The organism is Pseudactinotalea sp. Z1739 (assembly GCF_049725055.1).
In the GTDB taxonomy this organism is placed as follows: Bacteria; Actinomycetota; Actinomycetes; order Actinomycetales; family Beutenbergiaceae; genus CALKWS01.
The window spans coordinates 325,204-339,216 of the sequence record NZ_JBMPQA010000003.1; the positions used below are offsets into that span (position 1 = coordinate 325,204).

The following is a 14,013-nucleotide window of genomic DNA, read 5'->3' on the forward strand; positions in this document are numbered from 1 at the left end:
CCGGTGGCCGCCGCCCCGTCAGGGAGTGGAGGCGGCCACCGTCTCGGATGGGCCTACTTGTCCGCCCACTTCTCGGCCATGCCACCGATGATCGGCAGCTTGAAGTGCACCAGGTTGTAGCCCCGGATCGCGAGCAGGATCCATACCGCCAGCACGGCCAGGCCCAGGAGCGGGAAGAGCACGAGAGTCACCAGTCCGAAGGCGCTGAAGATCATCGTCAGCGCGAGTTCCACGATCCACAGCGCCACCCAGGCCGCGAAGACCGCGATGTTGAACAGGATCGACTGGGCAGCGTGGAACCTGACCTCGCGGTGACGCTGGGTCAGGTACACGATCAGCCCACCGATCCAGGTGAAGTAAGCGAGCAGACCGCCGATCTTCGGGTCGAGGCTGTCGACGCCAGCACCTGCCTGCCCGCCCGCCTGGGGCACGGCGCCGAACTGCGGCCCACCCTGGGGCGCACCGTACTGCGGCTGGCCCTGCTGGGGTGCCCCGTACTGCGGCTGGCCCTGCTGGGGTGCCCCGTACTGCGGCTGGCCCTGCTGGGGTGCCCCGTACTGCGGCTGGCCCTGCCCGGGTGCACCGTCCTGGGACCCGCCCTGTTCCGGGTGCTCGTGCTGGGGTATTCCCTGGGGCGGGACACCGTGCTGGGATACACCCTGCTCGGGCTGGTTCGCCGCAGACCGGTAATCGGACGTCGTCATCGATATCTCCTCTGGCTGTCAGACTGAGTGGCAGCAGGGCAGACCCCCGACGACCACGGCACTTGCGTGCAGGCCAGACAGCCTTGCGGAACCGGCTGTGGACGATCTGTGGGTCAGGTTTCAAGCGCGTCCATCAAGCGGTGGTCAGTTCCTTGTCGGTGACCGATCCACGGGGCACGTGCTTCTCCAGTGTGGGCTCGGAGCCACTGGCCCGCTGGGCGCGGTAGTAGTCACGTGCCTCCTCCTGACGCCTGCCCTCGGCATCGGTTCCGATCGGGGCGCCGATCATCTCCGGGCTGTACCCGAACGACTCCACCAGGTCGCCGGCATAGGCGCGCAACCGCGGCAGGAGGCGGTTGATGTAGGAGGTCACGGTGCGGGCCCGTTGGGTGGAGATGCGGCCGTTGAGCAGGTACCAGTCCAGGTTCTCCTCGATCAGCGTCAGGCCGAACAGATCACGCAACCAGGTCAGCACCTTCTTCGTGCCGGGGTCGGCGATCCCGGCCAACGCCTCAGTGAAGGCCTCCCACTGCAGAAGTTCACCGTGGGCACGGGCGGCCTGGATCAGTTCGTCCTGGTGGGCGTTGAACAGTTCGAACGCGGTGGCCGCATCGGCCTCACGGGTATCCTTCAACTCCATCGCCACCCGCTCCACGAGTGACTCCACGCGATCCTCCAGCAGTTCCCGCTGCATATCGGGGTCGCGCAGTTCGGTGGCCGAACGCGCCTTGGAACCCCAGTCCCGGATGGACTGCTGCACCCGGCGCAGCGGCGTGCGGTGCAAGGTCATGTCCGCAGCCTGATCGGCCACGTACCGCACCGCACCGGCCACATCCATCGTGGCCATCTCCCGGCCGAAGTCGGTGAGCAGGCGCTTACCCACCAGTTGCAGCAGCACGTTGTTGTCGCCCTCGAATGTCACGTAGACATCGAAATCCGCGTGCAGGCCGGTGAATCGGTTCTCCGCCATGTACCCGGCGCCGCCACAGGCCTCCCTGCTGGTCTGGATCACGTCCAGGGCCAGCCAGGTGGCCAAGGGCTTGGAGGCCGCAGCCAGGGTCTCCAGATCCTGCCGGTCGGCGTCGGTGTCGTGTTCCCCGGAGAAGACCCCGTGGTAACGGTCGGAGAGCTGGTGGTGCATGAACTGGGCGGCGTAGACCTTCGCCAGTCGTGGCAGTAGCCGGCGCTGGTGGCGCTGGTAGTCCATGAGCACCACTTCGTCGTGCTCATCCGGCCCGGTGAACTGGCGGCGCTGGTTGCCGTACCGCACCGCGGTGGCCAAGGACATCTTCGCCGCCGTCAGCGCCGAACCGCCCAGCGAGACCCGCCCCTGCACCAAGGTGCCGAGCATGGTGAAGAACCGTCGGCCGGGGCTGCTGACCGAGGAGGTGTAGGTTCCGTCGGCGGCGACATCGCCGTACCGGTTCAACAGGTTCCGGCGCGGAACGCGCACCTGGTCAAAGGCCAGCATGCCGTTGTCCACCCCCAGCAGACCGCCCTTGTGCCCGTTGTCCCGGCCGCGCACCCCGGGCAGGAACTCCCCGGCGGATCCGTCCTCGTTCCGGGTGCGCAACGGGACGTAGAAGGCGTGCACGCCGTGATTGACGCCCTGGGTGATCAACTGTGCGAACACCACGCCGGCCACCCCGTGCAGGGCGGCGTTGCCGATGTAGTTCTTCCACGCCGCCTCGAACGGGGTGTGGATGATGAACTCCTCCGCCTGCTCGTCGTAGGTGGCTGTGGTGCTGATCGCGGCGACGTCGGAGCCGTGCCCGGTCTCGGTCATCGCGAAACACCCCGGCACCTCCAGCTCCACGATGCCCGGCAGGAACGTGTCGTGGTGGTACTCGGTGCCCAGGTGCAGCACCGCGGAACCGAACAGACCCCACTGCACCCCGGCCTTGATCTGCAACGACGGGTCGTGCACGGCCAGTTCCTCGAAGCCGGCCACATTGCCCCCGGGCAGTGGCTGACTTCCGTCCGCCCCCGGGAAACCGCGTCGGGGCATGCCGATGTCCACCAGCGCTCTGCACTGCTCCAGAATGCGTTCGCGGTGCTCGGCCATGCTGAGACCGGGCACGCGGGCGAACCGTTCGTCGGTGTACAGATCCCGGATGGCGCGGCGCTGGGTCTTCCAGCGTCCATCCAGCAGATCCGCCAGCACCGCGGTATCGATGGTCACCTCGGGGCCGGTTCCATTGGTGCGTGAAGTGCGGGGCATCGAATTCTCCCTAGGGTCAACGCCGGTCCGGGCGTCTGGGTCGGTGCGAGAGGTATGTCAGGGCTTGAACGGGCGGGGTGTCAGGGGCTTGAACGGGCGGTCAACGGGTGCGGGGCTGTAGGCGAGTGCACGGTAGGCGGGCTAGTTGGGCCTAGGGGCGCTGGTGTCGGCCGGGTCGCCGGGCACGGTGGCGGTCCCGAGCCAGATCCAGTCGGCGACGAGATCGATGAGCACCTGCGGCTCCAACCGCTGCTCCGCATCCGCTGCGAGCCACTGCTCCCCGGTGCCGCGCACGAAGCCCACCACCCCGGCCGCCCACGGCACGGCGAACCGCAGGTCGGAGCCGGCCTCGGCGAGAACCTGGCGCAGCAGGCGTGCGATATAACGCTGCACCTGAGCCATGAAGGTGGAGATCGTGCCGGCCTGCTCGATCTGGGTGACGAACCGGTACACGTTCGGCGACCTGGCGAGCATCGACACATACACCTCGATCATCGCCCGCAGCCGTTCCCGGGGCGACCCCCCACCCTCTGCCGCCGCACCGAAGGCCTGGGCCATCTCGGCCAGCACCATCTCGCCGACCGCGGCCTGCAGGCCCGCCTTGTCCTTGAAGTAGCGGTACACGATGGACTTGGAGGTCCCCATGGCCCCGGCCATCTCATCCATCGACAGATCCGGACCCTGATGGTGCACCGCGCGGCGGGCCGACCAGCACAGATCATCATGGCGCCGGGCCCGATGGCTGTTCCAGCGCGTGGAACGACCGTCGCCCGCTGGCGGGGCGGCCGCAGAGGTGGTTACAGTGACGTCACTCACGCAACCGAGAGTATCAGGTACCGTGGGTACCGGACACATTCCGGACTCTGTCCACTCCACCACGCAGAGGAACTCATGGCAGACAAGCCCCGAACCAGCAACCGCGGCCAGCAGCAGACCTCCCCGGGCGCCGGCTCCAGCGCCGAGGCAGCCCCCGCCGTCGCCCATCACCGCGCAGCGATCATCGGCGCCAACCGCATCCCGTTCGGCAAGGCCGGCGGCGCCTACGCCAGCGCCGGGAACCTGGACATGCTCACCGCCGCCCTGGACGGGCTGGTGGCCCGGTACCGCTTGCAGGGCGAACGTCTGGGCGACGTAGCCGGGGGCGCGGTGCTCAAGCACTCCCGCGACTTCAACCTCACCCGGGAAGCGGTGCTCGGCACCGCGCTGTCCCCCCAGACCCCTGCCTTCGACCTGCAGCGGGCCTGCGCCACGTCCGTGGAGGCGGTCGCCGCGATCGCGAACAAGATCACCCTGGGTCAGATCACCTCCGGCATCGCAGCGGGCGTGGACTCCACCTCCGACGCCCCGATCGTGGTCAGCGACCGCCTGCGCAAGACGCTGCTGCGGCTGTCGCGGGCCAAAACGGTGCCGCAGCGGCTCAAACTCGTGGGACAACTCCGCCCGAGCGACCTGGCCCCGGTGGCGCCGAACGTGAACGAACCGCGCACCGGGCTGTCCATGGGCGAGCACCAGGCGATCACCACCCGCCAGTGGAAGATCACCCGGGAGGCCCAGGACGCGATCGCGCTGGCCTCCCACCAGAACCTGGCCAAGGCGTACGAGGAGGGCTTCTTCGACGACCTGATCACCCCCTACCGCGGCCTGGTACGCGACCAGTCGCTGCGCGCGGACACCTCCGCGGACAAGCTCGCCACCCTCAAGCCCGTGTTCGGCACCAAGGGTGAGCACGCCGCCGAGGCCTCGATGACCGCCGGCAACTCCACCCCGCTGTCTGACGGCGCCGCCGCGGTGCTGCTCGGCACTCCGGAGTGGGCCGCCGAGCGCGGCCTGCCGGTGCTGGCGCACGTGATCGACGCCGAGACGGCCAGTGTGGACTTCGCCCACGGCGAGGACGGGCTGCTGATGGGCGGTGCCTACGCGGTACCGCGCCTGCTGCACCGCAACGGGCTGAGTTTGGCGGACTTCGCCTTCGTGGAGATCCACGAGGCCTTCGCCTCCGTGGTGGCCACCACCAGCGCCGCTTGGGCCGATGAGGACTTCTGCACCTCCAAGGTCGGGGTGCCCAGCCCCGGCCAGGTGGATCCGGCCACGTTGAACGTGACCGGCTCCTCCCTCGCCGCCGGACACCCGTTCGCCGCCACCGGCGCCCGGATTGTGGGCACCCTGGCCGCCCTGCTCGCCCAGCACCGCGAGGCCAACCCCGAGCCCCCGCCGGCTCGCGGCCTGATCTCGGTCTGCGCCGCCGGCGGGCAGGCCATGGCGATGATCCTGGAGGCAGCGTGAGCGACACCTACCTGAACCTGGTGAACTCCGGCCTGACCAAGAAGATCGCCAAGCAGCTCGGCCTGCCCCGCCCGGCCCGGTTGCGTCGCACCGACCCGGACTCGATCGACGCCCCGCTGGTCTCCGGACCGGTGGTGGTGCTGGGCACCGGAGCCGACGCCGACACCCTGGCCACCACCCTGCTGGACTGGGAACTGGATGTGCGCCGGACCATGCGCGGTGGCCGGGTCGGGGCCCTGGTGTTGGTGTTGACCGAACTGACCGCACCCGAGGACGCCGCTGAGGTGGTGGACCAGGCTGGTCCGCTGATGAAAGTCCTGGGGCCCTCGGGCCGGGTGCTGGTGCTCACGCGGGCAGCCACCGAGCAGGACTCCCCCGCCCGCGCGGCCGCCCTGGCCGGGGTCGAGGGTCTGTGGCGCTCGGTGGCCAAGGAAGTGCGCTACGGAGCCACCGCCAACGCCGTCGTGCTGCGCGATGGGGTGGGTGTGGACGCACCCGCCGCGCTCGGAGCGGTGCGGTTCCTGCTCTCGGCGCGCTCGGCGTTCGTCTCCGGCCAGGGCCTCCAGGTGGGCAGCGACGCCGGGACACTCCCGGCCGACTGGACGAAGCCGCTGGCCGGCAAGGTCGCGGTGGTCACCGGCGCGGCACGCGGGATCGGGGCGCAGATCGCCCGGGTACTGCACCGTGAGGGCGCCCAGGTGGTCGGGGTGGACGTCCCCGCCGCCGGGGAGAGCCTGGCGTCGGTGATGAACGAGGTCGGGGGCACCGCCATCCAGGCCGACATCACCGACGAGACCACCCCGGCCCGGCTGATCGAGCGGGTACGTGAGCGCTACGGACGCCTGGACGTGCTGGTGCACAACGCCGGCATCACCCGGGACAAACTGCTGGCGAACATGACCCCGGACCGCTGGCGGTCGGTGGTGGCGGTGAACCTGCGCGCCCAGGTGCAGATGAACGAGGCCCTGCTTGCCACCCCGCACCTGTCACCCGATGGCCTGCGGATCATCTCCCTGGCCTCCACCTCCGGGATCGCCGGCAACCGTGGGCAGAGCAACTACGCCTTCACCAAGGCCGGGGTGATCGGGATGACCCGGTCCCTGGCTCCGCTGCTGGCCGAGCACTCCGGCACCGCCAACGCGGTGGCCCCGGGCTTCATCGAGACCGAGATGACCGCGCGCATCCCCGCGCTGCAGCGCCAGGTCGCCAGACGGTTGAACTCCCTGCAACAGGGCGGCAAGCCGGTCGACGTGGCCGAGGCCGTGTCCTTCCTGGCCTCGCCCCAGTCCGCCGGCATCAACGGCCAGACGCTGCGGGTGTGCGGACAGCACCTGATGGGGGCCTGATGCGCGAGCAGGTGCTGGATCAGGTGCCCTCGCTGGGGTCGTTGTACGCCCGTGCGCTGGGGCGTACCGCCCGGGCCGCGGCGCCGGGAATGCTCTCCGGCGGTCCCTCGCCCACCACGCTGCCCCAGGTCTGCTACACGGTGCCGCGGGTGCCGGTGGACCACGCACACCTGGCCGAGTACCAGTACCTGCTCGGGGAGGCAGGCACCGACGAGTTGCCGGCCGGATACGTGCACGTGCTCGGCTTCCCGCTCGCGATGAACCTGATGGTGCGCGCGGACTTCCCGCTGCCGGTATTGGGCATGGTGCACGTGGCCAACAGGGTGGAGCAGTTCCACCCGCTGAGCGCCACCGACACGCTGCGGGTGCAGGCCCGCGCGCAGGGGTTGCGCGCGCACCGCTCCGGCACCCAGGTGGACCTGGTGGTGGAGGTGGCTGCGCAGGAGGGCCCGGAAGTGGCCTGGCGCGGGGTCTCGACCTACCTGGCCAAGGGCACCACGTTGCCCGGTCTGGCGCTGGCCGAACCGGTGAAGGCCGGCCAGGGTGGCTCCACCGGCTCTGGCGACGCAGTCGACGACGGCGACTCCGGCGCCGCTGGCAGCGGACCCTCCCGTGGTGGTGCCGGTGGGAACGACGCCGGTGGTGGGGGCGTGCTGCCCGAGGCCACCGCGGTATGGCGCCTGACGCCCAGGACCGGGCGGCGCTATGCCGCGGTCTCCGGGGACCGCAACCCGATCCACATGTCCGCCCTGAGCGCCAGGGCCTTCGGTTTCCCGCGGGCCATCGCGCACGGGATGTACACCGCGGCGCGGGCACTGGCGGCGGTCGGCCCGTCCCGCGGGCCGGCGTTCACCTGGCAGATCGACTTCGCCAAGCCGGTGCTGCTGCCCTCGACGGTCTCCTTCGGGCAGGCCCGAACCGATTCCGGTACCTACACCTACGCCGGCTGGAAGGCCGGCACCGACCGGGTCCACTTCACCGGATCGGTGCGGCCGCTTCCCTGAGGGCCCCCGGCAGCGGATCGGGCAGGTCCTCCCGCTCCCCGCTGCCACCCGGGCCCAGCTGACACACCGGGGCCCGGTTGCCGCATCCGGGCCCCGCTGCAACACCCGGGCGGGACGTAACATAGGCAAGGCATCGACCACTGTTCCTGAAACGGAAGGGCCACCGATGCACCGCTTTCCCGGCCGCGCCGTCGCGGCACTGTTCGCGCTCGTCGCGCTCACCCTGACCGCCTGCGACACCGCAGGTGGGGCGGCGGGCCCCGACCCCGCGGCCGACGGCGACTGGATCTTGGTCTCCGGTCACGGACCCGACGGTGAGATCGAGTTGGTCACCGGCCACGAACCCACGCTGACCGTCGACGGCTTCGAGGTCTCCGGCCACGGCGGCTGCAACCACTTCGGAACAGCCACCGCCGAGGGCGAGGAGGACCAGCAGCCCGATCAGTGGCCCACCGAGTTCGTCAGCACCATGATGGCGTGCGATCCGCCCGAGGTGATGGACCAGGAGTCACAGCTCCTGACCGCCATGCGGCAGATCCAGGACGTGCAGGCCGATGGCGGTGAGTTGGTTCTGACCGGGCCGGACACCGAACTCCGGTTCGAGCGCGTCTGACCCTCTTCTCGGCGCGGACCACTGCGCGGACTTCCGGGGTTACGGAGCAGCCGATGCCCGCGATCGCGGAGTAGTGGATGCCCGGGGTCGCGGAGCGGCGGATGGCCGGAGCCAAGAAGCAAGCGACGGCAACCCGGCCGCTGCCGGCCGGACCGCAGGCGAGAATAGGTGGACCTGAGCCAGCCAGCGACAAGGAGCCCCGTGCGAATCGTCGACGTCCGCGAGCGGACCTTTCCGATCTCCTCACCGATCCGCAACGCCTTCATCGACTTCTCCACGATGACGTTGAGTCTGGTCGCGGTCATCACCGATGTGATGCGCGAGGGCAAACCGGTGGTGGGCTTCGGCTTCAACTCCAACGGCCGCTACGGCCAGGGCGCCCTTCTGGGCGAGCGATTCATCCCCCGGTTGCAGGCCGCCGACCCAGTCGATCTGGTGGATGAGGCAGGGACGAACCTCGATCCGCACAAGATCTGGAACATCCTGCTGGCCAACGAGAAGCCCGGCGGGCACGGCGAACGCTCCGTTGCGGTGGGCACCCTGGACATGGCCGTCTGGGACGCCGTGGCCAAGATCGCCGAACGGCCGCTGTACGACCTGCTCGCCCAGCGCTACGGCAACGGCACCGCCGACCGGGAGGTATTCGTCTACGCCGCGGGCGGCTACTACTACCCGGGCAAGGACACCACCGCCCTGGCCGAGGAGATGCGCTCCTACCTCGACCGTGGCTACACCGTGGTGAAGATGAAGATCGGTGGCGCGAGCCTGGATGAGGACCTGCGCCGCATCGAGGCTGCGAGCGAGGTGCTGGGCCCCGGGCAACGACTGGCCGTCGATGCCAACGGACGCTTCGACACTCGCACCGCCTTGGCCTACGGACGGGCAATGGCCGACTTCGACCTGTTCTGGTTCGAGGAAGCCGGCGACCCGTTGGACTACGCACTGCAGTCGGAGTTGGCGAAGGACTACTCCGGCCCACTGGCCACCGGCGAGAACCTCTTTTCCGTGCAGGACGCCCGGAACCTGATCCGATACGGCGGGATGCGACCCGACCGGGACTGGCTGCAGTTCGACTGCGCGCTGTCCTACGGACTGGTGGAGTACCTGCGCATCCTGGACATGCTGGGCGAGCACGGCTGGTCGCCGTCCCGGTGCATCCCCCACGGGGGGCACCAGATGTCCCTGAACATCGCGGCCGGGCTCGGGCTGGGCGGGAACGAGGCCTACCCCGACCTCTTTCAACCCTTCGGCGGATTCCCCGACGGGATCGAGGTCGCCGACGGTCATGTCACCTTGCCGGAATTGCCCGGCATCGGTTTCGAGGGCAAGTCGGACCTGGCCACGGTGATGGCGGACCTGGCGCGCTGAGTGTCCGAGTCCGAGTGTCCGGGTCTCCTACCGCGGCCCCGGATCCGGGCCGTCGTGGTCCGGGCCCCCGTGGTCCGGGCCCCCGTGGTCCGGGCCCCCGCGGTCCGGGCCGTCGGATGGCTTGTCTCCTTCCGGGTGTTCCAGGGTCTCGCGGGCGAACAACCAGCCCAGGCCGGCCAGCAGCATGATCATCCCGGAGACACCGAACGCCGCACCGAAGCCGAACTGGTCCGCGAGCGCCCCGGCCAGCACCGGCCCGATGATCGCGCCGGTGTCCATGGCCATCTGGAAGCCCGCCAGCACCTTGCCTCCGGACCGCTGGTTCCCGATGATGTCGGCGATCGCGGCCTGCTGGGCCGGATTGAGCAGGCCGGAGCCCACTCCGGCCAGTGCCGAGACGGCGAGCACCACCAAGAGGTTGTCCGAGAGCCCCAGCACCGCGGTGAATGCCCCGCTCACGGCGATACCGATGAGGATCAGGGGTTTGCGGCCCCGAACGTCGGCCTGCCTGCCGGCGATGTTCAGCGCCACCGCGTTCCCGGCCGCGAACACCGCCAGCGCCAGCCCGGCTGCCCAGGGCCCGGCCTCCAGGGCGGCGGCGGCGAACAGCGGCAGCAGCGCCACCCGCACCCCGAAGTTCGCCCAGCCGTTGGCGAATCCGGAGGCGAGCGCGGCCCGGTAGGCGCTGTCCCGGATCGCCTCGCCGAACTGCATCGGCGGGCTGGCATCGCGGGAGCGGGCCGAGCCGGTCCCGGTGGCCGGGAGCAGCCGCCACACCACGGCCACCGCGAACATCAGCATCACCGCGTACACCACGAACGGCACGCGCAGCCCGAACTCGGCGAGGAAGCCGCCGATCACCGGGCCCCCGATATTGCCGAGCAGGAAGGCCGTGGCGTAGGTGGAGGAGGCACGTCCGCGTGCGGTGGGCGGGGCCAGCCGCACGATCAACCCCATCGCCGAGACGGTGAACATCGTGGAGCCGATGCCACCCAGGCCACGGAAGATGAGCAACTGGGTGTAGTTCTGCGCGAAGGCGGTCAGCAGGCTGGAGATCGCCACGATGACCAGCCCGGCCATGTAGATACGCCGTTCCCCCAACTTCGTGATGAGCGCGCCGCCGGCAGGGGCGAACAGCAACCGGGCCAGGGAGAACACGCTGACCACGAAGGACGCCGCAGCCACGGACACATCGAAGGACCGGGCGAATTGTGGCAGCACCGGGGCCACCAGGCCGTAGCCCAACGCAATGAGCAGCGCCGCGCCGGCCAGGACCCAGATCTCCCTGGGCAGCCGGGGGCGGTGCAAGGACGCCTCTGACATACCTCCGCCAGTATCGCCCACTTCCCGGCCGCGGCGTCACCGCCCGCAAGAGCACGTCGTGGGCACAGTGCCTCAGCGGCTCCGCAGTGCCGGCAGCAACTCCTGTTCGGCCAGTTCCAGGAACGGTTGCTGGTCCTGGGCCACGTGGTGCAGATAGATCCGGTCGAAGCCCAGGTCCTCGTAGGTGCGCAGGCGCGTCACCAGGTCCGGTACCGAGTCGGTGATGATCACGCCACTGGCGATCTCCTCATCCGGAACGTGCTCCCCGGCCATGTCGAGGTACTCCGGGGTGGGCAGGTCATGCTGCAACGGCGCCGGTATCGCGTGATTGCGCCACTGGTCCCGGGCGATCCGGCGGGCTTGCACCATGGACTCAGCGATACACACGTGCACCTGCACCGACAACGGCCCCCGGCCACCGGCACCGCGGTAGGCGTCGACGATCTGCCGCACCGAGTCGGCGTCGTCATTGATCGTGATGAGCCCATCGGCCCAGCCGGCCCCGCGCGCGGCGGTGCCGGGGCTGAGCGCCGGGGCGATCAGTTCCGGCGGGGTGCCGGGCAGGGAGTAGATTCGCGCACGATCGACGACGACGTGCCCGGTGTGGGTGACCTCCTCACCTTCGTGCAGGGCCCGGATGACGCCGACGCACTCTTCCAGCCGCTGCTGGCGCTGGTCCTTGCCCGGCCAGGCATCGCCGGTGATGTGCTCGTTCATGTTCTGGCCGGTTCCGAGCGCCACCCAGAACCTGCCGGGGAACATCTGGGCCAGGGTGGCGCTGGCCTGGGCGATGATCGCGGGGTGGTAACGCTGTCCGGGCGCACAGACGGTGCCGAGGTCGAAGTCGGTGGTCGCCAGCGCCGCTCCCAGCCACGACCAGGCGAATCCGGAGTGGTGCTGGCGCACCGACCAGGGCGCGAAGTGGTCCGAACACATCGCCATCTCGAATCCGGCCCGCTCGGCCTGCTGCACGTCCCGGAGCAACTGGGCCGGGGAGATCTGCTCGTGCGAGGCGTGGAATCCGTACGCGGTCGTCATCTGTCCTCCGCGGCGGCCTGGATCGCGTCGGCTGCCCGGATCAGGCCCATATGGCTGAATGCCTGGGGGAAGTTGCCGGCCTGGCGCCCGGTTTCGGGGTCGTACTGCTCGGCGAGCAGACCCAGGTCGCTGGCCTGGGCCACCATGTGGTCCATCACCTCCCGAGCGCGGTCCAGCCTCCCGGAGTTGGCGTACTGCTCCACCAACCAGAAGGTGCACATCACGAACGGGTACTCCTCGCCCTCGAGCCCGTCCATCCCCGCCTCGATCCGGTACCGGTACACCAGGCCGTCGGAGGTGACCAGATCCTGTTCGATCCGCTCGACCGTGCCGAGCATGCGTGGGTCGTCGTAGGCGATGTACCCGGTGTGGGGCAACTGCAGCAGGGAGGCATCCACCTCGGTGTTGTCATAGGTCTGGGTGTAGGAGTTCAAGTCGGCGTTGAAGCCGTACTCCTCGATCTCATCCGCCAACCGATCGCGCAGTTCGCGCCACCGCTCGGCGGGCCCGTCGTACCCGTGCTCCTCCACCGCGCGCACGCCACGGTCGAAAGCCGCCCACATCATCGCGCGCCCGTGAGTGAAGTAGTGGGTGTCCCCGCGCATCTCCCAGATGCCGTGGTCCTGCCGGTCGAAGTTGGCCTCGGAATAGGCCAGCAGGCTCTTCTGCAGGCCCCAGGTGTACTCATTCTCGGCCACGCCGGCTTCGCGCAGTTCGTGCAGTGCGATCATCACCTCGCCCACCACGTCCGCCTGGTACTGGTCCGCGGCTCCGTTACCCACGCGTACCGGGCGGGAGTTCTCGTATCCGGCCAGGTGCTCCAACTCGGTCTCGGTCAGCTCACGCTCCCCGCCCAGCCCGTACATGATCTTGACCTCATCGGCGTCCCCGGCGACCGCGCGCAGCAACCAGTCCCGCCACAACGTGGCACCTCGGGTCAAGCCGTGCGCGATCGCGACCTCGATGGTCAGGGCGGCGTCGCGCAACCAGGTGTAGCGGTAGTCCCAATTGCGCCCGCCACCGAAGTACTCCGGCAACGAGGCGGTGGGGGCCGCGACAATCCCCCCGGTGTCCAGGTGGGTCAGCGCCCGCAGCACCAGCAGCGAGCGCAGCACCAGGTCCTGGTGGTCGGTGTCCACCTGCAAATGGCTGGCCCAGTCGGTCCAGAACCGCACGGTGCTGGCCAGGGCCCGGTCCGCATCGGGTGGCTCCGGCACGTCCCGATAGGAACTGAACCAGGTCAGGTCCCAGTCCAGTACGTCCCCGGCGTCCAGGTTGAACGATCCGACCAGTCGTGGGGCGCGCCGGCCTTCCGCCGGCTGCGTGCCGGGGTGCTCCGCCACCGACGCGGCAGTGCCGTCGTCGTCCTCCCCGCCGCCGTCGCCGTTGCCGGGCCAGTGCAGCAGCGGGCCGGTGATCAGGATCGCGTCCGGCCCTGCCAGGGCCAGCAGGCAACGCTCCTGACCGTCCCGCTCGATCTCCCTGGTCCAGGGCGTGGCGCGGGCGTAGTCGAACCGCAGGCGCAGGTCGTGCTCCACCCGGGCGTGCCCCTCCAGACACTCCACCCGGCGCACCAGGTCACCCTGGGAGGTGCTGGGCGGGAGGAAGTCGGTGATCCGGACACGCCCGGTCCGGCTGCGCCACACGGTCTCCAGGACGAACGTCTGCGGCAGGTATCGCCGCTCGACCACCTCCCCGTCCGGCACCGAGAGCTTCCAGCGACCGTCCTCGGCATCGCCCAGGATGGCCGAGAACACCGCCGGGGAGTCGAACCTGGGCAGGCACAGCCAGTCGATGCTGCCGTCCCGGGACACCAGCGGTCCGGTGCGCAGATCCGACAGGAGGGCGTAGTGCTCAAGGGGCGTGCTCATCGCTTCGTTCCTACCGCAGTTGGGGCGGTCGCGCATGTGCAGACGGGGCTCCTCCCGCTGCCTCACCCACCCCCGGGCGGTGCTGATGCTCGCGCGCTGCGCCGCGAGGGTGCGACTGTGGGATACGACACGTTGTCGCAGGACAGAGCCGGCGATACAATCTGTTCCTGGCGCTCCGACAAGGCTGTGGACGCCGGATCACCCCAGACTCCCGGTGATGGGAACTGCCCAGTACTGCAGTT

The 14,013-nt window shown here is 69.7% G+C and carries 11 protein-coding genes; 5 read left to right on the plus strand and 6 right to left on the minus strand.

The window, feature by feature from the left end; translation table 11 throughout:
- Nucleotides 1-53: 53 nt before the first annotated feature.
- From ACO0LV_RS05950 to ACO0LV_RS05960, 3 genes are all read right to left on the minus strand, one after another.
- Complete coding sequence (locus ACO0LV_RS05950; RefSeq protein WP_424786944.1) at nt 54-704, minus strand: DUF4870 domain-containing protein; 651 nt, start codon at nt 702-704, stop codon at nt 54-56.
- A 133-nt stretch (nt 705-837) separates the two neighbouring features.
- The gene (locus tag ACO0LV_RS05955) at nt 838-2,925 is read right to left on the minus strand and encodes an acyl-CoA dehydrogenase (RefSeq protein WP_424786945.1); all 2,088 of its coding nucleotides are present in this window, start codon (nt 2,923-2,925) and stop codon (nt 838-840) included.
- A gap of 141 nt (nt 2,926-3,066) precedes the next feature.
- The gene (locus tag ACO0LV_RS05960; protein ID WP_424786946.1) at nt 3,067-3,741 is read right to left on the minus strand and encodes a TetR/AcrR family transcriptional regulator; all 675 of its coding nucleotides are present in this window, start codon (nt 3,739-3,741) and stop codon (nt 3,067-3,069) included.
- Between the two features lie 75 nt (nt 3,742-3,816).
- On the opposite strand from ACO0LV_RS05960, the gene ACO0LV_RS05965 reads away from it, so the two are divergent.
- The 5 genes from ACO0LV_RS05965 (at nt 3,817) to ACO0LV_RS05985 (ending at nt 9,539) form a co-directional block, all read left to right on the plus strand.
- The gene (locus tag ACO0LV_RS05965) at nt 3,817-5,208 is read left to right on the plus strand and encodes an acetyl-CoA C-acetyltransferase (RefSeq protein WP_424786947.1); all 1,392 of its coding nucleotides are present in this window, start codon (nt 3,817-3,819) and stop codon (nt 5,206-5,208) included.
- Nucleotides 5,205-6,554 (plus strand): 3-oxoacyl-ACP reductase, encoded by a 1,350-nt coding sequence (locus ACO0LV_RS05970; protein ID WP_424786948.1) that lies wholly within the window; start codon nt 5,205-5,207, stop codon nt 6,552-6,554. The genes ACO0LV_RS05965 and ACO0LV_RS05970 overlap by 4 nt, the downstream gene beginning before the upstream one ends.
- Nucleotides 6,527-7,558: a MaoC/PaaZ C-terminal domain-containing protein gene (locus ACO0LV_RS05975; protein WP_424786949.1), complete on the plus strand. Its 1,032-nt coding sequence runs from the start codon at nt 6,527-6,529 to the stop codon at nt 7,556-7,558. The genes ACO0LV_RS05970 and ACO0LV_RS05975 overlap by 28 nt, the downstream gene beginning before the upstream one ends.
- 166 nt (nt 7,559-7,724) lie before the next feature.
- Nucleotides 7,725-8,171 (plus strand): META domain-containing protein, encoded by a 447-nt coding sequence (locus ACO0LV_RS05980; protein ID WP_424786950.1) that lies wholly within the window; start codon nt 7,725-7,727, stop codon nt 8,169-8,171.
- 201 nt (nt 8,172-8,372) lie between these two features.
- Nucleotides 8,373-9,539 (plus strand): mandelate racemase/muconate lactonizing enzyme family protein, encoded by a 1,167-nt coding sequence (locus ACO0LV_RS05985; RefSeq protein ID WP_424786951.1) that lies wholly within the window; start codon nt 8,373-8,375, stop codon nt 9,537-9,539.
- 27 nt (nt 9,540-9,566) lie between these two features.
- On the opposite strand, the gene ACO0LV_RS05990 is transcribed toward ACO0LV_RS05985, so the two are convergent.
- The 3 genes from ACO0LV_RS05990 to ACO0LV_RS06000 all read right to left on the minus strand — a co-directional run bounded on the left by ACO0LV_RS05990 (nt 9,567) and on the right by ACO0LV_RS06000 (nt 13,771).
- Entirely contained in the window at nt 9,567-10,862 is a 1,296-nt protein-coding gene (locus ACO0LV_RS05990) for an MFS transporter (RefSeq protein WP_424786952.1), read from the minus strand.
- A gap of 72 nt (nt 10,863-10,934) precedes the next feature.
- Nucleotides 10,935-11,900 (minus strand): TIGR03885 family FMN-dependent LLM class oxidoreductase, encoded by a 966-nt coding sequence (locus ACO0LV_RS05995; RefSeq protein WP_424786953.1) that lies wholly within the window; start codon nt 11,898-11,900, stop codon nt 10,935-10,937.
- The gene (locus ACO0LV_RS06000; RefSeq protein ID WP_424786954.1) at nt 11,897-13,771 is read right to left on the minus strand and encodes a glycoside hydrolase family 15 protein; all 1,875 of its coding nucleotides are present in this window, start codon (nt 13,769-13,771) and stop codon (nt 11,897-11,899) included. Before ACO0LV_RS06000 ends, ACO0LV_RS05995 begins: the two co-directional genes overlap by 4 nt.
- Nucleotides 13,772-14,013: the final 242 nt, after the last annotated feature.

What these genes read in the sequence shown, in the direction of transcription:
- ACO0LV_RS05950 (WP_424786944.1), bottom strand. Translation starts at nt 704, where the DNA reads ATGACGACGTCCGATTACCGGTCTGCGGCGAACCAGCCCGAGCAGGGT.
- ACO0LV_RS05955 (WP_424786945.1), bottom strand. Translation starts at nt 2,925, where the DNA reads ATGCCCCGCACTTCACGCACCAATGGAACCGGCCCCGAGGTGACCATC.
- ACO0LV_RS05965 (WP_424786947.1), top strand. Translation starts at nt 3,817, where the DNA reads ATGGCAGACAAGCCCCGAACCAGCAACCGCGGCCAGCAGCAGACCTCC.
- ACO0LV_RS05980 (WP_424786950.1), top strand. Translation starts at nt 7,725, where the DNA reads ATGCACCGCTTTCCCGGCCGCGCCGTCGCGGCACTGTTCGCGCTCGTC.
- ACO0LV_RS05990 (WP_424786952.1), bottom strand. Translation starts at nt 10,862, where the DNA reads ATGTCAGAGGCGTCCTTGCACCGCCCCCGGCTGCCCAGGGAGATCTGG.
- ACO0LV_RS05995 (WP_424786953.1), bottom strand. Translation starts at nt 11,900, where the DNA reads ATGACGACCGCGTACGGATTCCACGCCTCGCACGAGCAGATCTCCCCG.
- ACO0LV_RS06000 (WP_424786954.1), bottom strand. Translation starts at nt 13,771, where the DNA reads ATGAGCACGCCCCTTGAGCACTACGCCCTCCTGTCGGATCTGCGCACC.